The sequence below is a fragment of the Frankia sp. CpI1-P genome, from assembly GCF_001421075.1.
GTDB lineage: Bacteria > Actinomycetota > Actinomycetes > Frankiales > Frankiaceae > Frankia > Frankia torreyi.
On record NZ_LJJX01000016.1, the window covers coordinates 81,705 to 108,147 of the forward strand.

The 26,443-nt window shown below is 72.8% G+C and carries 16 protein-coding genes and 14 pseudogenes; 18 read left to right on the forward strand and 12 right to left on the reverse strand.

Annotated features, from left to right (window positions below; translation table 11 throughout):
* Positions 1–30: 30 nt before the first annotated feature.
* The 3 genes and pseudogenes from FF86_RS47570 to FF86_RS13185 form a co-directional block, all read right to left on the reverse strand.
* A partial coding sequence (locus tag FF86_RS47570) for an SDR family oxidoreductase (protein ID WP_242418689.1) occupies positions 31–376 on the reverse strand: 346 nt, incomplete at its 5' end.
* 1 nt (position 377) lies between these two features.
* Positions 378–888 (reverse strand): annotated as a pseudogene (locus FF86_RS47575) (SDR family NAD(P)-dependent oxidoreductase); the annotation flags it as partial.
* Positions 889–949: 61 nt separating this feature from the next.
* Positions 950–1,915, reverse strand: coding sequence for an LLM class flavin-dependent oxidoreductase (locus FF86_RS13185; RefSeq protein WP_242418690.1), 966 nt, complete (start codon positions 1,913–1,915; stop codon positions 950–952).
* Positions 1,916–2,151: 236 nt separating this feature from the next.
* Here FF86_RS13185 and FF86_RS62305 point away from each other — a divergent pair.
* The 6 genes and pseudogenes from FF86_RS62305 to FF86_RS13205 all read left to right on the forward strand — a co-directional run.
* Positions 2,152–2,200 (forward strand): annotated as a pseudogene (locus FF86_RS62305) (hypothetical protein); the annotation flags it as partial.
* A 1-nt stretch (position 2,201) separates the two neighbouring features.
* A pseudogene (locus FF86_RS47580) lies at positions 2,202–2,687 on the forward strand (acyl-CoA dehydrogenase family protein); the annotation flags it as partial.
* 30 nt (positions 2,688–2,717) lie between these two features.
* Positions 2,718–3,496 (forward strand): annotated as a pseudogene (locus FF86_RS47590) (acyl-CoA dehydrogenase family protein); the annotation flags it as partial.
* Entirely contained in the window at positions 3,493–4,554 is a 1,062-nt protein-coding gene (locus FF86_RS13195; RefSeq protein ID WP_044884975.1) for a phosphotransferase family protein, read from the forward strand. The pseudogene FF86_RS47590 and the gene FF86_RS13195, both read left to right, overlap by 4 nt.
* Entirely contained in the window at positions 4,551–5,279 is a 729-nt protein-coding gene (locus tag FF86_RS13200; protein ID WP_044884976.1) for a TetR/AcrR family transcriptional regulator, read from the forward strand. The genes FF86_RS13195 and FF86_RS13200 overlap by 4 nt, the downstream gene beginning before the upstream one ends.
* Before the next feature lie 150 nt (positions 5,280–5,429).
* On the forward strand, positions 5,430–5,831 hold the full coding sequence (locus FF86_RS13205) for a thioesterase family protein (protein WP_044884977.1): 402 nt from the start codon (positions 5,430–5,432) through the stop codon (positions 5,829–5,831).
* A 51-nt stretch (positions 5,832–5,882) separates the two neighbouring features.
* Here the strand turns inward: FF86_RS13205 and FF86_RS13210 are convergent, their stop codons facing one another.
* Positions 5,883–6,698, reverse strand: a complete 816-nt coding sequence (locus FF86_RS13210) for an SDR family NAD(P)-dependent oxidoreductase (RefSeq protein WP_044884978.1) — start codon at positions 6,696–6,698, stop codon at positions 5,883–5,885.
* 213 nt (positions 6,699–6,911) lie between these two features.
* On the opposite strand from FF86_RS13210, the pseudogene FF86_RS47595 reads away from it, so the two are divergent.
* The 4 pseudogenes from FF86_RS47595 to FF86_RS13220 form a co-directional block, all read left to right on the forward strand.
* Positions 6,912–7,175 (forward strand): annotated as a pseudogene (locus FF86_RS47595) (hypothetical protein); the annotation flags it as partial.
* A gap of 1 nt (position 7,176) precedes the next feature.
* Positions 7,177–8,211, forward strand: a pseudogene (locus FF86_RS47600) (FAD-dependent monooxygenase); the annotation flags it as partial.
* Between the two features lies 1 nt (position 8,212).
* Positions 8,213–8,461, forward strand: a pseudogene (locus tag FF86_RS47605) (3-(3-hydroxyphenyl)propionate hydroxylase); the annotation flags it as partial.
* A 620-nt stretch (positions 8,462–9,081) separates the two neighbouring features.
* Positions 9,082–9,663 (forward strand): annotated as a pseudogene (locus FF86_RS13220) (hypothetical protein); the annotation flags it as partial.
* Between the two features lie 337 nt (positions 9,664–10,000).
* Here FF86_RS13220 and FF86_RS13225 read toward each other — a convergent pair.
* The 5 genes and pseudogenes from FF86_RS13225 to FF86_RS13240 all read right to left on the reverse strand — a co-directional run bounded on the left by FF86_RS13225 (position 10,001) and on the right by FF86_RS13240 (position 13,739).
* Positions 10,001–10,444: a hypothetical protein gene (locus tag FF86_RS13225; RefSeq protein ID WP_128423291.1), complete on the reverse strand. Its 444-nt coding sequence runs from the start codon at positions 10,442–10,444 to the stop codon at positions 10,001–10,003.
* Positions 10,445–10,477: 33 nt separating this feature from the next.
* Positions 10,478–10,954: a hypothetical protein gene (locus FF86_RS13230; RefSeq protein ID WP_044884980.1), complete on the reverse strand. Its 477-nt coding sequence runs from the start codon at positions 10,952–10,954 to the stop codon at positions 10,478–10,480.
* Positions 10,951–11,460: pseudogene (locus FF86_RS47610) on the reverse strand (caspase family protein); the annotation flags it as partial. The pseudogene FF86_RS47610 and the gene FF86_RS13230, both read right to left, overlap by 4 nt.
* Position 11,461: 1 nt before the next feature.
* Positions 11,462–11,904 (reverse strand): annotated as a pseudogene (locus FF86_RS66080) (caspase domain-containing protein); the annotation flags it as partial.
* 233 nt (positions 11,905–12,137) lie between these two features.
* Entirely contained in the window at positions 12,138–13,739 is a 1,602-nt protein-coding gene (locus FF86_RS13240) for a CATRA conflict system CASPASE/TPR repeat-associated protein (RefSeq protein ID WP_044884982.1), read from the reverse strand.
* Positions 13,740–14,063: 324 nt separating this feature from the next.
* Between FF86_RS13240 and FF86_RS13245 the strand changes: the two genes are divergently transcribed.
* A complete protein-coding gene (locus tag FF86_RS13245) occupies positions 14,064–15,950 on the forward strand; it encodes a hypothetical protein (RefSeq protein ID WP_044884983.1) in 1,887 nt (628 codons plus the stop codon).
* A gap of 37 nt (positions 15,951–15,987) precedes the next feature.
* Here FF86_RS13245 and FF86_RS13250 read toward each other — a convergent pair whose 3' ends face one another.
* Positions 15,988–18,552 (reverse strand): hypothetical protein, encoded by a 2,565-nt coding sequence (locus FF86_RS13250; protein WP_128423292.1) that lies wholly within the window; start codon positions 18,550–18,552, stop codon positions 15,988–15,990.
* Positions 18,553–21,276: 2,724 nt separating this feature from the next.
* Here FF86_RS13250 and FF86_RS13260 point away from each other — a divergent pair.
* From FF86_RS13260 to FF86_RS13270, 5 genes and pseudogenes are all read left to right on the forward strand, one after another.
* Positions 21,277–22,908 (forward strand): carotenoid oxygenase family protein (locus FF86_RS13260; RefSeq protein WP_242418691.1); only part of this gene is annotated, 1,632 nt, incomplete at its 3' end.
* 60 nt (positions 22,909–22,968) lie between these two features.
* On the forward strand, positions 22,969–23,049 hold an 81-nt coding region (locus FF86_RS47615; RefSeq protein ID WP_242418710.1), incomplete at its 3' end, for a hypothetical protein.
* Position 23,050: 1 nt separating this feature from the next.
* Positions 23,051–23,418: pseudogene (locus tag FF86_RS47620) on the forward strand (NAD(P)/FAD-dependent oxidoreductase); the annotation flags it as partial.
* A 1-nt stretch (position 23,419) separates the two neighbouring features.
* Positions 23,420–24,219 (forward strand): annotated as a pseudogene (locus FF86_RS47625) (NAD(P)/FAD-dependent oxidoreductase); the annotation flags it as partial.
* 75 nt (positions 24,220–24,294) lie between these two features.
* Positions 24,295–24,744 carry an SRPBCC family protein gene (locus FF86_RS13270; RefSeq protein WP_052681053.1) on the forward strand — a complete coding sequence of 150 codons (450 nt, stop codon included), beginning with the start codon at positions 24,295–24,297 and terminating at the stop codon, positions 24,742–24,744.
* A gap of 64 nt (positions 24,745–24,808) precedes the next feature.
* On the opposite strand, the pseudogene FF86_RS35715 reads toward FF86_RS13270, so the two are convergent.
* A pseudogene (locus FF86_RS35715) lies at positions 24,809–25,093 on the reverse strand (hypothetical protein); the annotation flags it as partial.
* A gap of 1 nt (position 25,094) precedes the next feature.
* On the opposite strand from FF86_RS35715, the pseudogene FF86_RS66085 reads away from it, so the two are divergent.
* Positions 25,095–25,274: pseudogene (locus FF86_RS66085) on the forward strand (dehydrogenase); the annotation flags it as partial.
* A gap of 38 nt (positions 25,275–25,312) precedes the next feature.
* Here the strand turns inward: FF86_RS66085 and FF86_RS13285 are convergent.
* On the reverse strand, positions 25,313–25,546 hold a 234-nt coding region (locus FF86_RS13285), incomplete at its 5' end, for a hypothetical protein (protein WP_396229860.1).
* 461 nt (positions 25,547–26,007) lie between these two features.
* On the opposite strand from FF86_RS13285, the gene FF86_RS47630 reads away from it, so the two are divergent.
* Positions 26,008–26,442 (forward strand): SDR family oxidoreductase (locus tag FF86_RS47630; RefSeq protein WP_242418692.1); only part of this gene is annotated, 435 nt, incomplete at its 3' end.
* Position 26,443: the final 1 nt, after the last annotated feature.

Below are 26,443 nucleotides of genomic sequence, written 5' to 3' on the forward strand. Positions count from 1 at the left end.
CGCTTTCGCCGGATCAGCGATTACGCCGGATCAGCGGTCGATGACCATCCAGAGGTTCGCCACCGAGCTGCCGGCGTCGCAGACGACCGCCTGCCCGTTGACGAGCGAGGCCTCGTCGGAGACCAGGAAGCGGTGCACCCGTGCCACCTCCGCCGGGTCCGCGGCCCGGTTCATCAGCGCCTGCGCCCCCGGCCCGCCGACCGGCCCGGCCGAGGCCGACACCGACGCCGGCGCCTCCGCCGCGTCCGCCCGGGCCTGCGCCTCGGCCTGGGCCATGAGTACCGGCAGCACGTCGGTGTTCGCCAGCAGGTTGGTGGCGACGCCGCCCGGGCACGCGCAGTTGACCCGGATCCGATCGGTGACCAGCTCGAAGGCGNGGGCCCGCACGACGGCGACGATGCCGCCCTTCGACGCGCTGTACGCGGCCTGCCCGGCCACGCCGGTGAGCCCGGCGATCGACGCGGTCGCCGACATCGCCCCGCCACCCGCGCGGCGCAGGGCCGGGACAGCGGCGGCGAAGGTGCGGATGGTGCCCGCGAGGTTGATGTCGAGGATGGCCGTCCACCGCTCCTCGTCGAGGTCCTCCAGTCGCCGCGCCACGGCCGGACCGCCCACCGTGCCCGCGTTCGCGATCACCGTGTCGAGGTGGCCGTAGGTGGACTCGGCGGCGGCGACGGCCGCCCGCACCTCGTCGGCGCGGCGCACGTCCACCCGGTGGAAGATGGCCTCGCCGCCGGCCGCGACGATCTCCTTCGCCACCGCCTCCCCCTGCTGGTCGATGTCGGCGACGATGACCCTGGCCCCGTCGGCGGCGAGCACCCTCGCGGTAGCGGCGCCGATGCCCGACGCCGCCCCGGTGACGAGTGCCACCCTCCCCCGCAGACTCATGATGATCTCCGATCCTGGATCTTCCGATGGGCCCGCGCAACAGTTGTGATGAAGTGGCTGCTCAGAGTGCCTTCGCCGCGGCCGCAAGGCCTTCGATCAGCTCTCCCGCCTCCGCGGCCGAGCGCAGGCGGTGGTTGGGGCCGGCGACGGCCATGGTCGCCCCGGCCTCGAGGTAGGGCTCGGCGGCGGCGACGGTGCGCGCCGCGTCGATCCCCCCGGCCGCGTCGAGCACCGGCGGCAGCGGCACCCGCACGACGAGCGTCGCCGGGTCGCGCCCGGCATCGGCGTACGCCGAGCGCAGCGCGGCCACGCCGGCGCGCACCTGCTCGGGGGTGACGCCCACCGGCGTCCACCCGTCGCCGAGACGGGCGATGCGGCGGACGTTCGCCGCCGTCGCGGCCACGCCGTAGTAGAGCGGGATGCGGCCCTGGACGGGCACGGGCCGGGCGATCAGGCCCTCGAGGCGGCCGGCGCCAGGGCCAGCGTCGTCACCGCGGGCAGCGTCACGGCCGGCAGCGTCACGGCCGGCGGCGTCACCGCGGGCGGCGGCGAGCGGCAGGGAGAACGGCTGCTCGCCCCAGGCCAGCCGGCAGGTCTCGATCACCTCGTCGAAGCGGTGCCGCCGCTGCGCCCAGGCCAGCCCGACGCCGGCGTACTCCTCGGGCTGCCAGCCGGTCCCGACGCCGAGCTCGACCCGCCCGCGGGAGATCACGTCAAGCGTCGCGACCTCCTTGGCGAGCACGAGGCCGGCCCGCAACGGGGCGAGCAGCACCGCGGTCGACAGCCGGATCCGCTCGGTGACCGCGGCGACCGCGGCCAGCGACAGCAGCGGATCGGGCCAGGCGGTGTCGGGCGGGTGGCCCCACGGCCCGTACGGGTAGCGCGAGGTGTCGGGCGCCATCACGAGGTGCTCGCCGAAACACAGCGAGTGCAGCCCGGCCGCGTCAGCCTGCCGGGCCATCGCGAGGAAGGCGTCGAAGTCGCCGCCGGGAGCCAGGCCGGGCCGGGCGAACAGGCAGAGGTCCACGGGGGCGATCTCCCTCCAGCACCGGCGCGGCCGGTCCCCCGGCACCGTCGCCGCGAGGATTCGCCGACCGTAAGATCGCTCCCGATTTTTGTCAACCCAACGGTCGACGGAACAGCCCGCCCCCCGTACCGCCCCTTGATCGCAAACGGACCCGCCCCTAAGTCCTCCGCTTGACGTTCTAAAGCAGGTGGCTTAGAAATCGACGTCATGGCGTGGGACTTCGAGACGGACCGGGNGTTCGCCGAGCAGCTCGAGTGGGTCGACGCGTTCGTGCGGGAGGAGGTCNAGCCGCTGGATCACGTCCTGCGGGAGCCGTTCGACAAGACCGACGAGGTGGCGAACGCGATCGTGCGTCCGCTGCAACAGGCCGTGCGGGAGCGCGGGCTGTGGGCCGCCCACCTCGGCCCCGAGCTCGGCGGGTCCGGCTACGGGCAGGTACACCTCGCGCTGCTCAACGAGATCCTCGGCCGCTCACGCTGGGCGCCGTCGGTGTTCGGCTGCCAGGCGCCGGACTCCGGCAACGCCGAGATCCTCGCCCACTTCGGCACGCCCGAGCAGCGGGCCAGCTACCTCCAGCCGCTGCTCGACGGCCGGATCAGCTCGTGCTACTCGATGACCGAGCCGCAGGCCGGCGCCGACCCGACGCTGTTCCGCGCCTCCGCCCACCTCGACGGCGACACCTGGGTCCTGCGGGGCGAGAAGTGGTTCTCCACCAACGCCCGCTACGCCAGCTTCTTCCTGGTCATGGCGATCACCGATCCGGACGCCGGCCNGTACGAGCGCGCCAGCATGTTCATCGTGNCGGCGGGCACTCCCGGCTTGGAGATCATCCGTAACGTGGCGCTCGGCCACGAGGCGGCCGAGCTCGGCGCGCACGGGTACGTCCGCTACGACGACGTGCGCATCCCGGCCGATCACCTGCTCGGGCAGCGCGGTCGGGCGTTCGCCATCGCCCAGACCCGGCTCGGCGGCGGCCGCATCCACCACGCCATGCGGACCATCGCCATGGCCCGCCGGGTCTTCGACGCGATGTGCGAGCGGGCGCTGTCGCGCCAGGTGCGCTCCGGCCCGCTGGCCTCGCTCGGCGTGGTGCAGGAGCAGATCGCCGACAGTTGGATCGAGATCGAGCAGTTCCGCCTGCTGGTGCTGCGCACGGCCTGGCTGATCGACAAGCACAACGACTACCGTCGGGTCCGCCGCGACATCGCCGCGGTGAAGGTGGCGATGCCGAAGGTGCTGCACGACATCTCCCGCCGCGCGCTGCACCTGCACGGCGCGCTCGGCATCTCCAACGAGATGAACTTCGTCGAGATGCTGGTCGCCGCGGAGCTGCTCGGCCTCGCCGACGGTCCCACCGAGGTGCACCGGGTCACGATCGCCCGCGAGGTCCTCAAGGACCACCGCGCGGTCGAGACGCTGTTCCCGAGCGACCACCTGCCCACCCTGCGAGAGGCCGCCCTCCGCCAGTTCGCGGGCCGCCTCGGCACCGTCGACAACGACAACGACATCGACAACGACAACGTCGGCGTCGGGCTCGGTAACGGCGGTCCCGTCAACGGCGCCGCCCCCGCGCCGGCATGAACGGCGGCGCGGACGACCCGGCGGGCACCGTGCCCGGGGTGGACCTCGGCCGGCTGGCCGCGTGGATGGACGGTCAGGGTCTGCCGGCGGGGCCGATCACCGCCGTCGAGCGGCTCGCCGGCGGCACCCAGAACGTGCTCGTGCGCTTCGACCGCGGTGGGCTGCGGTTCGTGCTGCGCCGCCCGCCGGTGCACAAGCGGCCCGACAGCGACCGGACGATGCGCCGGGAGGCACGTGTGCTCGCCGCCCTGGCGTCCACCGACGTTCCGCATCCCCGGCTGATCGCCGCCTGCTCCGATGAGGCCGTCCTGGGCGCGGCGTTCTACCTGATGGAACCGGTCGACGGCGCCAATCCGACGGTCGAGCTGCCCGCCGGCTACCGGACCTCGGCGGGCTGGCGACACCGGCTGGGTCTCGCGATGGCCGAGGGGGCCGCCGCGATCGCCGCCGTCGACCACGCCGGCGCCGGCCTCGCCGACCTGGGCAAACCCGCCGGCTACCTGGAACGGCAGGTCGGCCGCTGGCGCGGTCAGCTCGAGGGCTACCGCACCCTGCCGGGCTACCCGGGACCCGAGGCGCCGGAGCTGGACGCGATCGGCGCCTGGCTGGACGCCCACCGGCCCGACGACTTCCGCCCCGGGCTGGTGCACGGCGACTACCATCTCGCCAACGTGCTCGTGACGGCGGACCGCCCGGCGCTCGCCGCGATCATCGACTGGGAGCTGGCGACCATCGGCGATCCCCTGCTCGACCTGGGCGGCCTGCTCACCACCTGGCCCGGTCCCGAGGGGCCGCCGCCCGGGGCACCGGGCGTGCGTCCCTGGGACGGGTTCCCCACGGCAGCCGAGCTCGTCGCCCGCTACGGCGAGATCAGCGGCCGGGACCTGCGATCCCTGCCCTGGTACGAGGTCCTCGCCGGCTACAAGATCGGCATCATCCTGGAGGGGACCTACGCCCGCGCCTGCGCCGGCCAGGCCGACCCCGCCGTCGGCCGGCAGTTGCGCGCCACCGCCCGGCGGCTGTTCGCCCGGGCGAGCGCGCGGATCGCGACGGCATGAGCGGCGAGCACACCCGCCGCGACCTGCTGCTGGCCGCCGAGCGGCTGTTCGCCGCCGGCGGCATCGACGGCCCCAGCATGCGTGAGATCAGCAAGGCCGCCGGGCAGCTCAACACGAGCGCGCTGCAGTACCACTTCGGCGACCGGCAGGCCGTCCTCGCCGCGATCATCGACCGGCATCACCGGGACATCGAGACCCACCGGCTCGGCCTGCTCGACGCCCTGGAGCTCGACGGGGAGCCCCCCGGGGAGCTCGACGGGGAGCCCGCTGGGGAGCTCGACGGGGAGCCCGCTGGGGAGCCCGCCGGCGAGCCCGGGCTGCGCGCGCTGGCCGCCGCGCTCGTGCTCCCCCAGGCGGCCCGCCTGGACCATCACGACGGCGGACCCGAGTACCTGCAGATCATCGCCGAGGTGACCGCGCGCCCCGAACGCTTCGCGGCCAGCTTCGCGGCGGCGTCGGCCGCGCCGAGCATGGTCCGCTGGCGCGCCCTGGTCACGCCCTTTCTGCCGCCCGCCGCGGTGGGCCCGCCGCTGCACCGCCGGTTCGCGGCGATCCGCTTCCTCAACGGGGAGCTGGCCACCCGCGCCCGGGAGCACCACCGCCCGGACCACCGCCTGTTCGCCAGTCACCTCGTCGATCTGGTGACGGCGATCCTCGCCGCCCCGGTCTCGGCGCAGACCAGCCGGCACATCCACTCCGGCACGCCGAGCCCCGCCGACCGGTAGGGTCGGAATGCGGCGCGACCGCCGGATGAGGGCCGAACGCGCAGCTCATCGGGTCGAGCCCGGGCGGGTCGAGCAACCGGGGCGGCCCGGGATCGGTAGTGCCCGCGGCCGTGCCGCGCGGCCTTCAGGGGGAGCGAGGCACCGCGGGCGATGCTTCGGTACACGCTGCCGGTGACGCACCGGCCGGACCGCGACGGCGTGCTGAGCCAGCACCGCCACGTCCCCTTCTTCCTGGCTCTGGAGATCGCCTCGCAGGCCTGGGCGCGGGCGCTCGCGACGACCTGTTCGGGGCTGCTCGCCCCCGCCGACCTCGCCGTCGTCGACGTGGCCAGCAGCTACCGCCGGGAGCTGTTCACCGGCGACGTCCTGTTCGACGTCACCCTGGCGAAGTTCGGCACCAGCTCGCTGACCTTCGCCCTGGAACTCACCCAGCACGATCACCCGGCGGCGAGCCTGACCGCGACCCTGGTGAAGGTCGACGACGACCGGCTGCACTCGATGCCCTTCACCCCCGAGCAGCGGGCCGGCCTGGAGCGGCTCCTGCTCGCCTGAGCACCACGCCGGGCGTCGTCCAGGCCCGGTCCCGTCCCCGGGAACGGGGGCCTACCAGGGGAGGTCGGCGAGCAGCGCCTCGACGCGCGCCCGCACCCCCGCGGCCGTCTCCGGGTTGGTGAGGATGTGGACCCGGTCGGCCTCGACGCCCTCGAGCGCGATCCGGGCGACGTCCGCCGGCAGCAGGACGCCGGCGCCGCGCTGCGCCGCCCGGTCGGCGAGGGTGTCCGTCGGGTCGGGCGTCGCCGCCCCCGCCGGCTGGTTCGCCCGCGACGTCTCGCCGAGCGCCGTCGCCACCGGCCCCGGGCACAGCACGCTCGCGCCGAGGGTGGGAGCGACCCCCCGAAGCTCCAGGTTGAGCGTCTCGGTCAGCCCGATGACGGCGTGCTTGACGGCGTTGTACGGCGTCAGCGTCGGCAGCGGCATGAGGCCGCCGACGGAGGCGGTGTTGAGGACGTGGCCGCCGCCCTGGCGGATCAGATGCGGCACGAAGTGGTGCACGCCGTGGACCACCCCGAGCAGCGCCACGTCGATCAGCCAGCGCCAGCTGGCCAGGCTCTGCTCCCACATCGGTGCCGGCCGGCTCACCACCCCGGCGTTGTTGCACACCAGGTCCACCCGGCCGAACCGGTCGATCGTGGCCGCGGCGAGGGCGCCCACCTGGTCGGCGTCGCCGACGTCGGCCGCGACCGCGAGCGTGGTGGCCCCCGTCGCGGCGAGCGTGGCGGCGGCCCGCTCGACGGCGTCGGTCTGCACGTCGGACAGGACGACGGCCACGCCCCGGGCCGCGAGCGCCTCGGCCAGCCCGTACCCGATCCCGCTGGCCGCCCCCGTCACCACTGCGACCTGCCCCTGCTCGATCCTCATGTCCGCATCCTGCCGGGAATCACCCCCGGACGTCGACGTCGGCCTGAACCGTGCAGGTAAGGGCGCTCACCGTCCTCGCGGACCCGATGGAGGCGTTCGTTCGCCTTTCGGTATCCGCTGACGGACAGACTNCGTGCCACAGCGGAGCCGGCCGTTGCGCAGCGCAGAAAGGTCATCTACCTTCCGTCACTGGACGGTTCGCGGAACGGCCACATGAAGGGACACGAACCTGTGGACGACGATGTCCAGGTGCTGGACCCAGGGCGACCGGCACTGTCGCTGCCATCACCGCGGCCGGCCGGATCGCACAAGGACCCGCAGCTCCGGGATGACCCGCAACTCCGGGATGACCCGCAGGTCCAGGACGACCCGCAGGTCGACGTGCTGATCGCGGGCTACGGCCCGGTCGGCGCGGTGCTGGCCGCCCTGCTCGGCGGACGCGGGCTGTCGGTGGCCGTCGTCGAGCCGCAGCACGAGNCCGTACCACTGCCCCGCGCGGTGAGCCTCGACGAGGAGGTCCTGCGCCTCCTGGTCCGGCTGCCGGGCCTCGGTGACCTGATCGACCACGTCCACGCCTCCGAGCGCAGCACGATCCTCGGGCCAGGCCGGCGGGTCCTGATCGAGCTGGGTCTCGGCGAAAGCGAGCTCGGCATGCCCGCCGCCGCGTTCTTCCACCAGCCCACCCTCGAACGTGACCTGCGCGCCGGCATCGCCACCCTGCCGACGGTCCGGCTTCACCTCGGCCGCGCCGTCACCGCCCTGCACCAGCACACCAGGTCCGGCACCGGGAACGCGGCCCGCCACGGCCACGGCCGCGACGACGGCGCCGTGACCGTCGAGCTGGACGACGGCAGCCGGCTACGCGCTCGGTGGGTCGTCGGCTGCGACGGTGCCGCGAGCCCCGTGCGACGCATGCTCGGCATCGGCTACCAGGGATCAACCTTCACGCAACGCTGGCTCGTCGTCGACGTCACCACCCCGGCGCCGCTGGCGCACCTGCCGTACTTCACCTACAGCTGCGATCCGCGGCGCCCGTCGGTCAGCATGCCCATGCCCGGCGGTCACCGGTGGGAGTGGATGTTGCTCCCCGGCGAGGATCCGGAGCAGATGGCCGCGCCCGCCGGCGTGCGCGCGCTGCTGCGCCCCTGGGTCGACCCGGACCAGGTCCAGGTCACGCGCACGGCCGTCTACACCTTCCACGCCCGTACGGCCGACCGTTGGCGGCGCGGGCGAGTCCTGCTCGCCGGCGACGCGGCGCACAGCATGCCACCGTTCAGCGGGCAGGGCCTGGGCGCGGGCGTCCGTGACGCCGCCGCCCTCGCCTGGCGACTCGACGAGATCCTGCGCGGCCTTGCCCGCGACGACCTGCTCGACAGCTACGAACGGGAACGACGCCGGCACGTCGAGACGGTGATCGCCGGATCGCTCCGGATCGGCCGCGTCCTGCAGACGACCGACCCGGCCCTCTCCCGGCTCACCCGCACCCTCCTGTTCACCCTCGGCCGGACCCCGGNTCTGCGCCAGGCGTTGCGTGGCGGTGCCACCCAACAGCGCCCCCGTCTGCCCGGCCGGGTCGCCGGCCCGCTGCCGGGCGCCGGCCTCGTCCTGCCCAATCCCCGCCTGCGTACCCTCGACGGCCACCGCCGCCAGCTCGACGATCTTCTTACCGACGGGTGGACACTGATCGGCCTCGGCGGTGACCCCGTCGCCGGCCTGGATCCAACGGCGCGCGCCTGGGCGGACCGGCGCGGCGCCACCGCGTTNGCTGTCGTGCCACCCGGCGGTCTGCGAGCGGTCGCCGAGGTGACCTGCCCGGTCTTCGAGGACCTGGACGGCACCCTGGTACGCCTCCTGACCGCCCCCCGCCTGGCCCGCGTGAGCCCCCTGGCCCGCGTGAGCCGCGTGAGCCGCGTGAGCCGCGTGGGCCAGGGGAGCCCGGGCGTGGACGGAAGCTCTGCATCACGGGCCCTCGCCCCGAGACCGAGCGCGCCGAGAGTGAACGCGCCGAGAGTCGCCGTCGTCCGACCCGACCGCTTCCTGCTCGGTATCTTCCCGACGCCACCGCGGGGAACTGATCTCCCGGGATTCGCCACGCCTGCCGGCTTCCGGGACACGCCCCGTCCGGATCTCGATCAGGTCGATTGCACCGATTCCGTCGACCTCATCGCCGCGGCGGCGAACCCGTCGCCGTAGTACCGAAAAGGGCCCAGTCCGACGGGCCCAGTCCGACGTGCTCCGTCGCGCTGTGCCATCCAGCACCGCTCCGATGCCTCCGAGGCAGCGGGTACAGTGCGATCAGATCACTTCACGGGCGGCGATATCCGGCGCGGTCACAGTCGATTCCCGGATCCGCGGCGGCCGTGCGTCATGGGTTGGGGGGCCTGTGAGCAGTTCCGGTGGTTCCGACGGCGGCCTGCTCGGCAGCAGGGCCGTCGCCTTCTGGGCGGTGGTCACGGGCATTCTCGCGGTGGTGACCTTCAGCGTAGGCGTCGCGACCAGATTGACGGCCGGGCCCGACGGGCCCACTCCCACCCCGGCCCCGACCATCTCCTACCCCACCTCATCTCCCACCCGGTCGCCATCTGCCACCCGGTCGCCATCGCCCACCCCGACGCCGTCCGAGGACGCCGGCCCGTCCCCCACCGCGCGGACGGCTCCGCCGTGGCCGTTCGCCACCGTCGGCGGGGCCGCGACCTCGCCATATCGGCCGCCCATCGGGACGGCACCGGCCGGTCCCCGGCCGCTGCAGTACACCTTCGCCGGAGCGAGTCAGTACCCGTGCTCGTCGGAGGGCCGGATCCGGTCCCTGTTCCAGGCGCCGGTGCAACTCGTGGTGGAAAACCGCAGCTCCCAGCTCATCCAGCTCTACTATCTCGACGCCACGGGAAACCGGATCGCGCAGACCAGCATTGCGTCCGGCCGCAGCGTTTCCGTGGCGAGCCACCTGGGTGACGCGTGGCTACCCNCCACCGGCCAGGCGGACTGCATCGGCATCTTCGCGCTGCGCGCAACCAGCCGCATCCAGATTTTCGACGCCCGATAGCCCCCGACGCCCGATAGCCCCCGACGCCCGATAGCCCCCGGCGTCGGAGGATGGCCGGTCCCCATCCCCTTCGCGGACTCCACCCGACCGGCCACCGAACGCTCTCGCAGAGCGCGGCGCGTCGCTCGCACCGGAGGTGAAGAGCAGGCAAAAGCTGACCGCGACGGCGTCTCGGCTACGGTCGGAGCGCGGACACGGACCCGCCGCGCCGCGTCACCCCGCGCCGGGCCTCAGCGCGTACCAGAAAGTCCGCACGGGGCTACTCATCGATCCGGCTCGGGGACTGTGCCGTGACCGTGGCGGAGCCGAGTTCGGCCGGGACGTCCAACGCCGTGATCAGTACGTCGATGCGCAGCCGAAGCTCTGTCGGTGGTCCGTTCACGAGACCGGCGGAGGGGTCTGCGGGGTCCACGGCGAGCGGGATGCTTCCGGCCAGGACTGCGCGGGTGTCGGTGTCCCCAAGGGCGCGGTCCGCGAAGTACCTCAGGTCGCGGACCGCGGCGGCGAACAAGCGCGGGTCCTGGTCCGCGAGTGCCTGTTCAAGCTGGCGCAGGGCCGTCGCGACCGTCCTGGTTCTGGCGTCGCGCCGTTGCCAGTGGTGCGGGGGCAGCGACCAGCGGGCCGCCGAGCGGAGCGTCCGCGCGGCCGACGCTCGCGAGTCTTCGTCCGGCCACGGCTGGACGTCCGGTTTACTGTTGGTCATCCGTCCCTCCGCGGACATGGGATCACCACCCCGTCAGCGCCGTAGGCCCGCCGGCCACACGACCGTGACCGGCTTTCCCAGCTGACCGGCGTAGGCGACGACATCGGCCGTACCACCAAGACCGCGGGCCGACAGTCCGTCCCAGACCGCGAGAAGCTCGTCGGCTTCATCGACGACGGCACGGCCCGCCGCGAAGAACGCCTCTTCGGAGGCGGCCCCGAAATCCAGCAGGCACGACTCGTCGGCAAGCCCGAGCAGCTCACGATAGGCGGCGATATCTGTCTCCACCTGAAAGGTCGCGGCATAGTCGTGGCTGGGAATAATCGCCCGAAGCGAGCCGCCGGCCGCGAGCACGGCTCGCGCGAAGAGCTGGTCGGCTCCTGCCGCGAGCGAGCTCAGGCCGACCAGCGGGCGCCCGACCGAGGCGAGGTACGCCTGCATCTCGCGGGTGATGTACGGAACGCCCTCGGGCGGCAGGTTCTGATGACCGGAGAACCCGACGGTGGTCATAGTTTCCCCTGGCGTGCGAGTGTCCAGTAGTGCTCGCCCAGCCGGGTGAGCCGGCAGGCCTTCGAGTTGATGGCGGCCCAATAGAGGTGATCCTCACCGACCGGCTCGACCAGTTTCACGGCGCGCGCGGCCTGGAGCAACGAGAATTCTGCCTCATGTCTGTCGTCGTGCGGCTGCTCAGTCGGCTCGTAGGACGGGTCGAGTGGTAGATGGTAGGTCGACTCCGGAAAGATTTCGGCCAGTTGTCGCAGCTTCTTGCGCGACAGGTCAGGTCGTATCTGCCGGAGCTCGTGAAGTCGGTCTATGTTGGCCTTGAACGTGGGACGCTGGTCCCAGGGCCCGAACATCTCGGTAAGGTAGGCATATAGCCCCGCGAGGGTCACCCTGCCCAGCAGATCCGCCGCGCCCCCTTTCAACGCATGCTCAAGGTGCGTAGCGAAGACCCCACGCCCAGCGGTCTCCGCAGCGGTCTGGTCACCACGGGCGGCGGTGATGATCGAAACACCNGAACGCAATGTCGCGGAGGCGGATCCGAGCTGCGGCACGCTGCCGGCCCTACCGGAGAAGCAGCAGTCGAGGAGTATGACGACCTCGGGAACCGAGCATTGCTGAACCAGCGCGAGAACCTGGGATAGCGGGACGCCCGGCGTCTTTTCGGTTCCGTCCATGGTGGTCAGGACGACGTCGTTCTGCTCCGGGTACCCGTGGCCGGCAAAGTACAGCAGTGCGACGTCGGCCGCCGGGGCGAGCAGTCTCTGCAGGTTGGCCAGCAGGTCGTCCCGGGTGATCAGCTCGCGGTCGCTGGTGAGTGAGACGCAACTGAAATTGGGCTCGTCGTCCTCGTTCCATTGGAGCAGTGGCTCGAGCGCGCGAACGTCACCACAGCACCCTCGCAGACGCCGGAAACTGTCGTACTCGTCGATGCCCACGAGCAGGGCGCGCTTCACCACAGCCCACCCGAATGCCTGGTCAACAAGATTAACCCCCGTAAATCCTGCTTCTGGNCGCCGTTTCCGGCGCTCCAGATGATGTACCGCAGAGTGTAGTCTCGTGCGGTCCGTGTCCGTAAGCCCCCCGCCGGCCACCGGCCACCGGGCGCCGCGTCGCCAGCCCGGTCTTCAGGTGCCGCCGCCTGGGCAGCGGGACGGCGAGTCGAAGCGCTCTCTGGGCGGGCGCGTCGCGCTCACTCCGCCGGGGTGCCGGGCGGATCTGCCCACGTGCCTGCGCTGTATCGGTCGGCGATCGCCCGGAAGACCTGATTGTGGCGATAGTGCCGCAGGACCGCACGCAGCAGGTCGCGGTACGGCGTCGCCACGAGCCCGCTTTCCAGCTCGTGGAACACCTCGCCCCACCAGGCCCGCGCACTCAGTCCCGTTTCCGCCGGCAGGCGGCGACGCGGTACGCCCAGCTCCTCGAGGAGCTGGCGTGCCCTGATCAGGTCGGCGTAGACGTCGGCCAGCTCGTCCAGGAGCGTCAGGCGGTCCTCGCCGGCGAGCTGCAGGTCGAACACGGCCCCGTCCACTGGTTCGGAGACGACGCCGAGCCGTTCGCAGACACGCACCACCTCGCGCGCCCGCCGCCCCGCCGTCCGCAGGTAGCCCGCGCCGTCCGCCAGCACACCCAGGAGGTGCTCGGCGCACCGCTGGTCGTCGCCGAACGGGTCGGCATACCCGGTCGGGATGACCTCCCGTGCGGTGAGCGCCCGCATGTTGGCGGCGGCGACCTCCACGTTGCGGCGCAGGTCGTCGATGGTCATCCGGACGGTCTGTTCATGGAAGGAGTCGGTACGAAGCTGGGCGAGCCGTCCCGCGAGGTCCGCGTCCACGCTGTTGACGAGCCGCGAGGACGGGCCGGCGCCGAGCAGGCCCGTCTGGGCCAGCCGTCCGCCGATCTCCTTCGCCGTGCCGTCCAGGCGGTGGCGCAGCCGGTCGGCAGTGGTTCCGGCGGACCAGACCCGGCCCTGCAGCCGCATCTTCGCGGCCTGCGCCAGGTAGAGCGCCAGGGCTGGGGGCGCGGTGTCCCCGGACGACCAGGTCCAGGTACCCAGCGCGGCCTCGCGCGCCGCAGCGGCCAGGACGACCAGCCGACGGAGGGTCCGGTAGTCCCCACCGCCCCCCGGCTCCCAGACGGCGAACCCCGACATGGTCGTGCCCCCGCGGGCCTCCCAGCCCGCGGCACGGGTGAACTCCGGTAACGCCGCCGAGCACGCCCGGGCCAGGGACGGACTCGCCGCGTGGGGGTAGTGCGCGAAGACGTCGAATTCGGGCAGCAGCGCCTGGTAGATCCTGGTCTCGTCCACGAACTCCGAGCGGAACGGCGCGCTTGCCGTCTCCCAGCGAGCGTCCAGCGCCGACCAGCCACCTCGACTCACGGCCACGGTCTCGCCGCCGGACGCACGGGTGGACGCGCCGCCCTCGCCGTCCCCGCTGGCACCGTCTGCGCTGGCACCGTCTCCGCTGGCACCGTCCCCTGAGCGGCGCGGCGACTCGGCGGGCGCGAGGATCGCCGAAAGACACAGCAGAGCGTGCTGGCGCCGCAGCACCGTCTGGAACACGCCACGCCCGTCATCGGGTGCCTGCTGGACAGCGAGCAGGTCGCCCGCCCGAGCGGCGGGCAGGGAACAGGGCAGGTCGGCCGGCACGCCGACCACGTGAGCCGGCTGCGACAGGCCCAGCACCTCGCGGCAGGCGTACCACAGGCCGCGCATCCGCGCGTAGGCCCGTTCCCCAAGCGGGCCCTCGTCGAACGGCGTGACCAGATGGACGACGAGCTCGGCCGAGCGCATACACCCTCCCCACGCCGAGACCGATGATCGACGCAGCTATTGTCGACCTTCGACGGTGGCGGGAACACGGCGGGACTCGATCAGCCACGGCCGAGGCCGCGGCCGTCGCCGACGTGCTTGCCCCCGAGGTGCTCCGATCGCGCGGGTCCGGTCGGCTCAGGGCGGGATCCGGCAGCACGTCGCGCCATAACGGGGGGCAGCATGGCGATGACACCGGACCGGCGAGAAAGCCGACGACCGGGCCGACGATCGGGCCGACGGCCAGGCCACGGAAGCAGGCGCGCCAGGATCGGCGCCCGTCTGGCCGCCGCGGTCCTGGCAGCGATGTTCAGCCTGAGCTGGCTCACCGCGCCGGCCGAGGCCTCCGCAGCCACCACCCCCACCACCACCTCGGCGCCCCGGCTCATCACCGCACCGCCGCCGATGCCGGCGGCCGGGCCAGCGGGCTGGCGGTTCGTCGGGCAGGGGCCGGGCCAGACGATTCTCGCGGGCACCTCGGCACGGTGCCCGAGCCAACTGCGACGCTGGGACGGGGTCGCCGGGTTCCGCGTGACGGTGACGCTGTTCGACTGCCAGACGGCCCAGGACGCTGCGGTTGCGCTCTGGTCGCTGACGGTTCAGGCCGTCAACCACGCCCATTACACGCAGACGGAGCTTCCGGACCACTCGCTCCTGCTGGTCTGCGCCCAGAGCCGATCCGGCCCCTGCTCGCTGGACGCGTTGGCCCGGGGTCGGCTGCTCATCGTCGTCGGGGCCGCGGCGCCACCGGGCTCGACCCTCAACGAGGTGGACGTGGTCGAGCGGACGGCGGCGGCCCAGGCCCGGCTGACCCCGGGTCCGAACACCGACATCGTCTCGCAGTGGCGGGCGATCAGCTCCAAACGCGTCAACCAGACCCTCGCCGCGCTGCTGGTCGCCTACCTCACGATCATCGGTCCGTGGGCGATGGCTACCAGGCCGCTGCGCGGCGAACGGTACGGCGTCCGTGCCGGTGACAGTCGGTGGATCGACGTCACGCGACCCGCCAGCCGGCTGAAGCACTGGGTCCGGCTGCGTGCGACAGCGCGAGCCCTGTTCCTCCTTCTCGCCGCCGCGACCGCGGCCCCGGGCAGTATCAGTATCGGCTCAGTTCTGGGTCTCCTCGTGCTGGCGATCCTGGGGTGGATCCGGCCGTTGGGCAGGATCGGCGGCTGGCGGCCGGCCCGGGTACGCGGCCTGCGGGTCTTCGCGTCGCGCAGCGCCTGGATCAGCCTCGTGCTCGGGATCGTCAGCGTCGGCCTGCTCGCGGCGGCGGTGCTGGCGGTCCTGGTCCCGGTAGCGGCGCTCGCGTCGGGCATCTCCCAGTCGCCGCTGTTCGTGGACGGCTCGCTCGACCTGCGCTACGTCAACGTGGCCGGCCTCAATCCGGTGTTGCGGCTGTTCGTGTTCACGCTGACCCTGCCGCCGCAGTACGCTCTCGAGATCGCGCTGGCCACGGCCGTCGGGCTGGTGGCGGCCGCGACGCTGCTGCGCCGGGCCGGCCGGCGCTTCGCGCTTCCCTCGAAGCTTCACCTGCCGCCGCCGTACGTCCTGTATCTGCGGAACTTCAGTGACGACAAGCTCAAGATGTCCCCCAGCGCGATCGGGCGGACCAGCCTGGTGGAACGCCTCAACCCGTTCGCCCGCCAGCCGTTCGAGGAGATCCTCGCCCGCCACCTCAACCGGCTCGCGCCGGTCGTCACGGCCAAGCCGCCGGGCAGCCGCCTACCCACGATCGGCGCCGCGCGGCTGACCCTGCCCACCGGGAAGGACGGGGAGGCGTGGAAGGAGGTGGTCGAAAGGTACGCCGTCGCGGCGAGCGCCGTGGTGGTCGCCGCGACGCCCGAGGCCGTACAGCCCGGCCTGCGCTGGGAACTCGCTCTGCTCGACCGCGACCGCGCGATCGGGCCGGTACTCCTCGTCCTCGGCCCGCACCCCCGCAGGGACCTCGTCACCCGCTGGAGCCTGTTCGTGGCCGCAGCCCGGGTCTACCCCCGCTTCCGCGCGCTGGATTCCTACCGGGACGACGGTCACAGCGGAGCCATCGTCATGGTGCTCGACCCGGCGGTCGGCTGGGTGACGTGGGGCGCCGGGGCGCGCACGGAGTGGACGTACGCCGCCGCGCTGTCCTCCGCGATCGACTATGCCCGCGCCCTGGGCCCGGCATCGGGCCGGATCGCACCGGCCGCGTAGTGGTCGACGCCCCGTGGCGGCCCACGCCTGGCTGCCGCTAGGGAACATCTCTTCGCGGCAGGATGCCGGCCGCCCGCGCCAACTCCGGCAGGCGCTCGTCGAGGTTCTCCAGATTGATGCCGAGCACGGCGTCCCGGACCAGGCCGACGACGTCGCGCTCGCTCAGGCCGGCGGCGGCCAGCGCCTGCACGGCCGCCCCGTCCGGGTCGACCACAACCGCGAGGGCCAGTACTGCCGGCGGCACCGGCCCCAGCTCCCAGTGGGCCGCTATCAGGCCGGCGAGCCGCAGGGCACGCAGGCAGGTCCCGGTCAGCCGTGCACCGGCGTAGGCAAGGGCCGGCGCCGAATCCGCGTCGGCGACGTGGAGCCCTGCCAGGTAGTCGGGGTCAGCGGTGTCGATCCAGACACGCCGCCAGTCCGCGCCGTGGTCGACGGCGGGTAGCGCGAGGAGGACATCGCGGGTGTCGACCGGGCGTCCCTCGGTCCTGCTGGCCAGGTCGCGGAACACGTCGGTCACCGTGGATGCCACCGGCGCGCCGCGCAGCGGATCCCAGTCACACGACGCGCCGGGTGCCGTCCCCTCGCCGGCACGCGGGAGGGCGCCCCCGGGCCGCGTCGCCGCCGGTCCCGTCATCACCGGAGCCTCCGGCACCTCCGGCATCCCCGGTCCCGTCGGGGCCGCAGGGGCCTCGGTCAGTGCCAGGCGCGCGACCGCTGACCGGTCGTATCCCCGTTCGGCCAGGAGGAACTCGGCGGCGAGGCTCATCGCGACGGCGTAGGTCCACTCGGTGCGGCGGCGGGCGCCCCATACCCGCCAGGAGCCGTCGGCGGCCTGGACCGCCACCAGCGTCCCCGAGTAGACGACCTGCTCCAGCCGCTCCGGTGGCCCGGCGTGGCGAACGTAGTGAAGCAGCCCAGCCAGCCGAGGCTGCCCGGCGGCGGCGGTGAGGAACAGCCGCCACCGCGGGGTCAGGTCCTTGGCCGAAAGCGGCGGCACAACGAGGCACAGAGGCGCGTTGGCCGCCGCAGCGTCGAGCCGCGGCGCGGCGCGGTCCACCGCCGCGAGATGCTCCGACCCACCCACCAGGGCGACCACGGCCGCGCTCGGCTCCGTCGCCCGCTCGAACGGCGCGAACGGTCCCAGCCGCCCCAGCCACTGCTGTGCGAACGGGCGGAACGGGCGACGGCGCGGCCAGGCGAAGCGATCGACGAGCGGCGCGGCCACCACGCGGGCGGCGAGCCGGAACTCGTCCGGTGGCCAGAGCGCGCGGACGGGCGGCCCGAGCGACGGGCCCGACGCTCCACCAGCCGCAGTGCTCGGCACCGGCACCGCGGTCGGGACTGGCACCGCGGTCGGGGCTGGCACCGCGGTCGGGGCTGGCACCGCGGTCGAGGCTGGCACCGGCGGCGCGGCCAGGGCGATGCGGGCGGCCAGGCGCCGTGCCACGACCGCCGTGGCCAGGCACAGGGCTCCGGCGAGGGGTCCGGCGCTGGCGGCCCGCCCGATCGGCGCGAGCCAGAGCACCAGCGCGCACACTCGGCTCGTGCCTGAGGTCGCGTCCAGGTAGGTCGGGTCGAACCAGCCACCCCGGAGCATCGGCGCGTCCTCGAGCCCGCCGGTCGACAGCAGGTACTGCGCGACCAGGATGGTGAGTCCGGCGCCGAGGAGCACCGTGGCCGCGCTGGTCAGCGCCCGGTACCGGGCGTCCCGGCCGGGGAGTGTGCGGGTGGTCGCCCGCATCACCGCGGCGACGCGCGCCGTCCTCGGCGCCAACATGGCCGGCGGCGGCGCCCAGGCGACGATCGCGAGCACCGCCGCCGAGCACAGCGACCAGATCTGCACCCGCGCAGCGAGAACCATGCCCACGACCAGCACCACCGTCGCGGCGCGCGCGGCCACCCGCACGCGGCGCGCCCAGGCCAGGCGACGGGCGAGGCGAGTGACGTCGTACCAGCGCGGGTCGCCCCGCCGCGTCGCGTAGCGGCTTCGCCAGACCGCGTTGAACAGCGCATACGGTCGGAAGAACAGCGCCCACCAGCCGAGGGTCAGCAGGCCGGAGAGGAAGCCGGTCGACGAGTGCGGGTCTGGTGGGCCGCCCCGGTCCGGCGGATCGGGCAGGAGCGCGGACTGCTGTGCGGTCACCGTGTCCAGGACGGCGGTCGCGTCGAGGTGGGAGGTGTCCGCCAGCTCGACCGAGCTGAGCACAACGGTCCGACCTGATTCGAGGACCTCCCCGGTCAGCCTGGGCAGGCCGCGGTCGAGAGGCGGAATCAGGATCAGAACACGGTCGGCGTGCCGCTTCAGCCGAACAGGGTCGCGGTCAAACGGGCGCAGGAAGCGCCAGGCGTAGACCCCGGCGTCCGTCGCCGTCCGGCAGGTGACCACCCGCAATGACACGGTCACGCCGGTCGCGCGCCAGGCCCGCGCCGCCGCCGGGCATCCCGCGTCCACGCCCGGTACGGAGAGCCGGCCGGTCACGCGCGAGGCGAGCGTCCAGCTCCCCACGCCTTCGACCTGCGGCTGGTCGATCATCGCCGGTGTCGGGGACGACGTCCCCGTCGAGGCGGCGAGCGCGGGCGAGGCCGCCGCGGTGCTGGTCACCAGCATCACGCCGGCGACCGCACCAGCGACCAGAGACCAGCGACCAGGCCGTTTCGCCCTCGGCCGCGCGATACGAAAGAATTTTCCCCCCAGCACCTCGCCAGGATAGCCGGGGACGATCTTCCTCCCGACCGGGAGGGCCACCCCAGGCGACACCTGACGAGGCGCCACGGTTGCTGCTTTCCTAGCTAAGGTAATCCGGGGGGATTGCTTGACTACGGGGGCCGAGCAATGAAAAGCGTCATCGCCAGTACGATCTTCTTGTTTCCGTTCATCGCCATCGCGGTGTTCATCGCGGTCAGGGCCGTGCGCGCACGTCGGCGCAGGGAGACGTACGACCTGCCCCCGGCCTCACCGTCCTGGACCGACGTCGGTTCGGAGGTCGGCCGGATCCGGCGACGTTCGCTGGCGTGGGCGACGGTGGTGGTCACGCGCCGGACGATGGTCGGTGGCGGCGTTGTGGTCTTCGTGGCCGATTACTTCGGCGCGGCAGAAAACCTGACCGGCGACCGGAGCCCCAGCGGAGGCGTCCCGTTCTTCGCGACAGTCTGTGCGCTGATACTCGGCGGACTGGCGCTCACTCCGCTCTGCCGTGCTCTGCGAGACCCGCTCTACTCCGACGAGGTCTATGAGACCGACGAACGCCGGCCCAGCAGCGCCATCGGTCTTGGCCTGCGTTTCATCGCCAAGCTGTTGATCCTCCCAGCGGTCTTCACCGCCGCGGCGTTCCAGGTGGGTGACCTGATCACGCTCGGGAGTGTGGGCCAGAGCCAGGCCGACGGAGCCGGCCCCTCGCTCACCAGCGTGGCGGGCTCTTTTCTGCTGAGCGAGATTTTCCGCTATGGCCTGGCCGNAGCCATGCTCGCCCTGCTCGGAGCCGCCGCGGTTGCCCTCGACCGGCTCGGACTGCGCCTGCTGACCGAGGAGGCACAGACGTTGCTGCAGCGTGATCCGCGCCGACCGATCCTGTACCTGCGCAACTTCGGCGACGACGAATTCAGGATCGAGGCGGCCGGCCCCAGCAGGCGCGGCCTCGTGGGCAAGCTGGCCCTTCGCCGGACNCGACCGTTCGAGGAGACCTTCGCCTGGCGACTCAACCAGTACGGCCCGCTGATCGCCGCCAACGACCCGAACATCCGGCTTCGNACACTCGGTGCCGCCAAAATGCATCTCCCGCACGTCAACTGGAAGGATCAGGTCGAGGCCTACGCCGCGGACAGCCTGGCTGTCGTGATCTCCGCCACCCCGACAGAGATCAACTGCGGACTACTGTGGGAGCTCCGGATGATCGCGGAAAGACTGCCCCACCAGCGCGTCATCCTCCTGCTGCCACCTCGACGGAAACGGGAGAGCGAGCAGGGTTGGACCGCCTTCTGCAACGCGGTCTCCGGCTGGGCCTTCTTCGACGGAGCACGCGCGGCGAACCCGACCGGCGCCGCCCATCTGCTGGTGCACGTTCCTGGCGAGGGCTGGCGTGCCTGGGGCGCGGCCACCCGCACCGAATGGACCTATGTCCTTGCCGTGCGCGGCTGCCTGGACTACGCGACAAAGGCGTGGCAGCGGACGGCCCCCTGGCTCGCCGACGCCCGACCGGCGGCCGCGCGGCACCGGCCGATGGCGGCGACCGTCCGCGTCGGGCTGCGGTTCATGTACGCCGGAATCGTGTTGACTCTTCTCAACACCCTGGTCACCGTGCCCATGCTGAGCCGGAACTACGGCAACGCCGCGCTGCGCGAGGCAAGCCAGGACCCGATCGGTAACAGTGACCTCGTCGTCAGCCAGGCCGCNATGACAATCAGTTGGTTCGAGCTGGGCGGTCTCGCGGCGACGGCCGCGTGGACCTGGGTCGCGTTCCGTTGCCGGAAGGGAAACAACTGGGGCAGGGTCCTGGCCACCTGCGGCTGCCTGCTCGGCACCCTCTTCCTGCTGGCCAAGCTGCTCGGAGACACCCGCGCACACTCATGGGTCAGCTCCATAGACGCGGCGACGGCGCTGGCGGGTGTCACCGGGGTCGGGCTGATGTGGGCCGGGGATTCCGAACAGCACTTCGACTCGCCCACGCGGGCGACCGCGATGCCCGCGTCCGTGCGGACCGCGCTGCGGCTCATGTACCTCGGCATGGCTCTGACCCTGGCGGACGTCGTCGACATCGGGATCACCCGCTACTTCGGCTATCGCCACCTCGCCGGCCACAGCGACGCACTCACCGCCCAGGATGCGTACGCGCGCCTCGTCGGCGGTCTCGTGCTCCTGGTGGCCGGCGGCCTGATCTGCGAGGGTCTCTGGCTTTCGGCTGTGCTCGGATGCCGCCGAGGCGGTCACTGGGGGCGGATACTGGCCACCATCTACTTCGTTGTGGCGACCTTCGGCATCCTCATCAGACTGCTCGTCGAGACGACCCTCAGCGGCCGCCTGCTGGACCTGACCGTCCTCCTCGTCGCCGCGACCGCCCTCTGCCTGCTGTGGAGCAGACCATCGGGGCGCTACTTCCGCCCCCAACCCGGCCCCGCACTCGCCTACCCCGGCCCACCAACCTGGTACCCCTGACCGAGGCGGCGGTTCGGCTCCCTATGGCACGGTTGGAAACCCTGATCCGCACCGGACGGACCCGGCGGCGGGTCGTAGCGTCGGGGCACGCCGACCGTCGGCCGCGCGTGCNGCACCCGGCGCGGGGCGGCTCGCGGACGGCGCGCTGCCGCACGCCACCCGGCGAAGGGGTACACCGTGGGCCACGCTCTTCACCATGCCCTCGAGACGAGCGCCGACTACGACCTCGGCCTGACCGTGACGGCGGGCCGATGGCCGGCCGGCCTCGCCGGGCACCTGTATCTCATCGGCCCCGCCCAGCCGACCGAGGTCGGCTTCATGTTCGCCGGACCGGGGATTCTCACCCACGTCGATCTTGGCGCCCGGCACTGGCGGACGAGCCGGGTGCGCACCCCCGACCTGGCATTGTTCGCCGCTCTGCGCCAGGCCCTGCCGGCCGCGGACTTCGCCGCGCTCACCCTCGGTGCGCGGCCGTCGCTGACGAACGTCGCCCCGCACCTGTTCGGTGACCGGCTGATCCTCACCGGCATCAGCCAGCGCCCGGTCGAGGTCGACCCGATCACTCTCGACTTCCACAGCTTCCTCGGGGGCGTCGACGAGTATCCGGAGGTGGCGGCGCACCCGCTGTTCGCCGGGGTGCGGACGGCGGCCCATCCGGTCGAGGATCTCGACGAGGGCTGCATGTGGTGGTGCAATACGCGGCTGCGCCCGCAGGGCACGTCGACGACGGACGTCGAGGGCACGCTGTGGGTGGCGCGCTGGGACGGCGCCGGGGCGGTGGAGACGTGGTGCGTGCCCGGCGCGCATCTCGTGCAGGGCGTCCACGAGGTGACGGTGACGCAGGACTACGTCATCGTCACCGAGATCGGCTTCCAGCAGGAGCCGGGCAGCGTCGCCGGCCGCAACCGCACGAAGCCGCACCTGCCGTTCACCGACATCTACCTCGTCGCCAAACGGGACCTGACGGCGGCCCGGCGTGGCCGCACGGTCCCGGTGACCCACGCCCGCGTCCCCTACGAGTCGTTCCACCACTTCGCCGACTACCGTCAGGACGGCGACGACGTGACGCTGTACATCGCGCACTCCAACGGCTGGGACCTCAACTACAGCCTGGCCGCCACCGACCGGGTCTGGCGGTCGGGCGCCGCCCTCGCCCCGGGGCTGCACGGGTTCATCTCGGCGCCCGTCGACGCCTCGCCCGTCGGGCGCTACGTCATCGACGGTCGGACGGGCGAGGTCCGCGACAGCCGGCTGTTCCTGGCCCCGCACCAGCACTGGGCGACCCTGCTGTACGGCCGCGACCTGCGCCGCGGCGCGCTCGAACGAGGCCGGTACCTCTGGCAGGCGTACTGGGGATGCGACCCGGAGATGCTCGTCGACCGGATCGTCGACCTGTACGCCGCGCACCCCTGGCGCGTCGTCCCCGTGCACCGGCTGCCGTCCCAGGAGATCCCGTCCTCGCTGGTCTGCCTCGACGCGGAGGCGATGACGGAGCAGTCCTCCTGGTCGTTCCCCGCCGGCACGGTGGGCGAGTCGCCGGTGTACGTGCCCGATCCGGCGGGCGGCGCAGGCTGGGCGGTCATCGTCGTGCACCACGCCGACCGCAGTGAACTGCAGGTCTTCGACGCGCTGGCGCTGGGGGCCGGACCGGTGGCGATCGCCGGCGCACCCGGGCTGAAGCTCTCCGTCCAGTTCCACTCCGCCTACAGCCCGACGCTGCGTACGCGCCCGGCCGACTACCGGCGCTCCTTCGCCGATGACCTCGACCCGAGCTGGAGGGACCTGCCCGCGGCCGCCCGCACGGTGATCNCCCGGGTTCTCGAGCAGTACGGCTGAGGCACGACGAGGGAGCGAGGAAGCGAGGAAGCGATGTACGACGTGATCATCGTCGGGGCGCGCTGCGCGGGCTCGCCGCTGGCCATGCTGCTGGCCCGCCGCGGCCACCGGGTGNTGGTCGTGGACCGGGCCACCTTCCCGAGCGACACCGTGTCGACGCACTTCATCCACCAGACGGGCCTCGCCCGGCTGCGGGACTGGGGGCTGCTCGACCGCCTGCGGGCGACGGGGGTGCCGCCGGTGCGGCACATGACCTTCTCCTACGACGGCATCCACGCCGAGGGTTTCGCCGAGGCGATCGACGGCATCACCGAGGTCCTCTGCCCACGCCGCACGGTGCTCGACGCGCTGCTCGTCGACGCGGCCCGCGCGGCCGGGGCCGAGGTGATCGAGGGCTTCACCGTCACCGCCACGATCGTCGCCAACGGCCGGGTGGCGGGGATCCGGGGATACCACTCCGACGGCACCGAGCACGCCTTCGCCNGGCGGTTCGTCGTCGGCGCGGACGGTGTCGAATCGGCGATCGCCCGGCTGGTGGGCGCGGAGGTCTACCGCGACGTGCCCGCGAGCGGGTTCGTCTACTACTCCTACTTCGACGGCCTCGACTGGGGCTTCCACAACCGGACGGCGCACGGGCGGCAGTTCGCGAGCTGCCCCACCCACGACGGGCGCACCATGGTCGCGGTCATGCGCCGTCGGGACGCCTACGGCGAGTTCCGAGCCGACGTCGAGGGCAGCTTCCGGTCCGTGCTGGCCGCCGTCGTGCCCGAGTTCGGCGCGGACCTGCGGGCCGCCACGCGGACGGAACGCTTCCGAGGGCTGCGCTACGCCGACAGCTTCTACCGCCGGTCCCACGGACCCGGCTGGGCCCTGGTCGGCGACGCCGGCTACCACAAGGACCCGCTCACCGCCTGGGGCATCACCGACGCCTTCCGCCACGCCGAGCTGCTCGCCGAGGCCCTGCACCGAGGGCTGGCCGACGAGTCCCCGATCGACGGGGCCGTCGCGGACTACGCGTCACAACGCGACCGGGAAAGCGCGGGCACCTTCGCGTTCACCGTCGCCGTGGCGGCACTCACGCTGCCGCCGTTCCTGCACGCGGCGCTGTCCGCGGCGACGCGCAGCCCGGCCTACCGCGCGAAGTTCTTCGCCATGGTCGGCGGGGGCTACCCCGGCGAGGAGTTCTTCGCCCCCGATCGCCTCGCCGACCTCTACGAGGAGGTCGGCATGCCCCCCGCCCTGCGCCTGCTGCCCCCCGCTCCGGCGCCCGTCACCCCGTCCTGACCAAGCCACCCAGTCCTGACCAGCCACTCGGTCCTGACCGGCCATTCAGTCCTGACCAGCCATTCGGGAGCTGTCATGCCGCAGGTAAGCGATGAGCTCGTCACCGACCGGCCGATCGAGGCCGTGTTCGACTTCACCACGACGGCCGGGTACTGGCCGCGGTGGCACCCGACCGCCCGACGTGTCGCGGGGGAGGTCGACCGCCCGGCCCAACTCGGCGACCGAATCGGCGAGCAGGTCACTGTCGCCGGTGTCGACAACACCGTGACCTGGACGATCGTCGGCTGCGACCGTCCGCACCGGCTGGAGTTGACCACCAACGTCGACGCCGGCCGGGTGCGGATCGGCTACGACCTCGCCGTTCTGGCCGACGGACGGACCCGCTTTCGCCGGACGGTGGACTTCCCCGAGCTGGGCCCCGCGTTCGCCGAGGCGATGCGGGCGCAGTCCGTCGAGGGGCTCGCCAACCTCGCCCGCCTGCTGACCGAGGGCGCCGCCGACCCTGCCGCCGACCCCGTGGAATGACCCCGCCCGGCCGGCGCCTCCTCCGGTCCGCTCGGAACGCCCGCCGGCCGCCCGGCCGCCCTGGCTAGAGACGCGTCGCGGTCCGGACGAGGCCGGCGACGGCTCTGGAGCGGCTGTGCGGTGGCCACGCGATGACCGTCGTAACCGTCGGCGCGTCCAGCACCGGCACGGCGGCGAGGTCGCCGCGCAGGTGGGCTCGGCACGAGTCCGGCAGGATCGCGCACGCGCGACCGAGCGCGATGAGCTGCAGCAACTGCGTGTGGTCGCGAACCGGCGGACCGGGGCCGTCCGGGTACGCGCCGTCGAAGACGTTCCTCAACGCCGTCACCGTCCAGTACGCCGAGGAACTNCACGACACGAACATCCTGATCAACGCGGCGTGCCCCGGATTCACCGCGACCGGCCTCAACGGCTTCCGCGGCGTCCGCAGCCCGGAGCAGGGCGCGGCGATCGCGATCCGGCTCGCGACCCTGCCCGACGACGGCCCGACCGGCGGTTTCTTCGACGACGCGGGGGTGGTGCCCTGGTGACGTGCCCGGCTGCCCGCGATCAGCCCGCCGGGCCGTGGTCACGGATTACCGGTCCGGGCAAGCTCGGGGCGATGCCGGTTGATCCGCTGCCGCCGGCGGGCGAGGAGGACATCCGCGAGGGCGTCCGCGCGTTCCATGTCGTCGAGGGTGGCCCGGGATCGTCCCTCCACCTCGAGGATGGCGGCGAGGAGCTCCGCGGACAGTCTCATCCGCGCCGCCACCCGCGCCACGCTCGGCGGGAGGCCGCAGGACGCCCGGTCCGACAGCGGGCGNCCATCGCCGGGACCGACCACCTGCGACGGGATCCGACCGTCCGGCGTGACGCGACCCGTAGGACCGGCATGATCCGTAGGGGCGGCGTGACCCCTGGGCGCGAGGTGGCTCTTGGGCGCGATGCGACCCTCGGGGGCGAGGCGGGGCCGGACTCCGAAGAGATCGAACATACATTCGATTCTGGCGAAAGCGGATCGTCCTGTCAAGGTCGGCCGCCCCCGGGGTCGGGTCGTCAGCCGNCTGTGCGTCGTCCAGGACACCAGCTCGGACCGGGCGAGCTGCGCCGCTCGACCCTGCTCAGCTCGTCGTCGCGCCACCGGGCACGCGATCCCTGCGCCCACCAGGAACTGCACCCGGCTCGCCAGCAGCCGCAGCAGGTCGCCCGGCTCCCCGCCAGACGTGACGGCGATCACCNCAGGGCGATAGGTTGACGATGATCCAATTCTGCTCTGGAGGTTCCATGGCTACAGCCTTCGTCACCGGCGCGAGCCGGGGCATCGGCAAGGCGATCGCCCTGTCCCTGGCCGACGCCGGCTACGACCTGGCCGTCTCGGCCCGCACCGTCCAGCCGGGCGAGATCCGCGACAACGCGCTGACGGTGCACCACACCGATTCCCGACCCTTACCCGGCAGCCTGGCCGAGACCGCCGCCGAGGTCGAGGCCCGCGGTCGCGAGGCCCTGATCGTGCCGTGCGATCTGACCGACCGGGCGTCGGTCGAGGCGGCCGCGCGTCGCCTCCTCGACACCTGGGGCGGCGTCGACGTCATCGTCCACAACGGGCGTTACATCGGCCCCGGGATCATGGACGTCTTCCTCGACACCCCGCTCGAGGCCTACGAGAAGATGTTCGAGGCCCACTGCATCGCCCCGGTCATCCTCACCCGCGCGCTGCTGN

What these genes read in the sequence shown, in the direction of transcription:
- FF86_RS13195 (WP_044884975.1), top strand. Translation starts at nt 3,493, where the DNA reads ATGAACGGCGGCGCGGACGACCCGGCGGGCACCGTGCCCGGGGTGGAC.
- FF86_RS13225 (WP_128423291.1), bottom strand. Translation starts at nt 10,444, where the DNA reads ATGACCAACAGTAAACCGGACGTCCAGCCGTGGCCGGACGAAGACTCG.
- FF86_RS13205 (WP_044884977.1), top strand. Translation starts at nt 5,430, where the DNA reads ATGCTTCGGTACACGCTGCCGGTGACGCACCGGCCGGACCGCGACGGC.
- FF86_RS13200 (WP_044884976.1), top strand. Translation starts at nt 4,551, where the DNA reads ATGAGCGGCGAGCACACCCGCCGCGACCTGCTGCTGGCCGCCGAGCGG.
- FF86_RS13245 (WP_044884983.1), top strand. Translation starts at nt 14,064, where the DNA reads ATGTTCAGCCTGAGCTGGCTCACCGCGCCGGCCGAGGCCTCCGCAGCC.
- FF86_RS13270 (WP_052681053.1), top strand. Translation starts at nt 24,295, where the DNA reads ATGCCGCAGGTAAGCGATGAGCTCGTCACCGACCGGCCGATCGAGGCC.
- FF86_RS13240 (WP_044884982.1), bottom strand. Translation starts at nt 13,739, where the DNA reads ATGCGCTCGGCCGAGCTCGTCGTCCATCTGGTCACGCCGTTCGACGAG.
- FF86_RS13230 (WP_044884980.1), bottom strand. Translation starts at nt 10,954, where the DNA reads ATGACCACCGTCGGGTTCTCCGGTCATCAGAACCTGCCGCCCGAGGGC.
- FF86_RS13210 (WP_044884978.1), bottom strand. Translation starts at nt 6,698, where the DNA reads ATGAGGATCGAGCAGGGGCAGGTCGCAGTGGTGACGGGGGCGGCCAGC.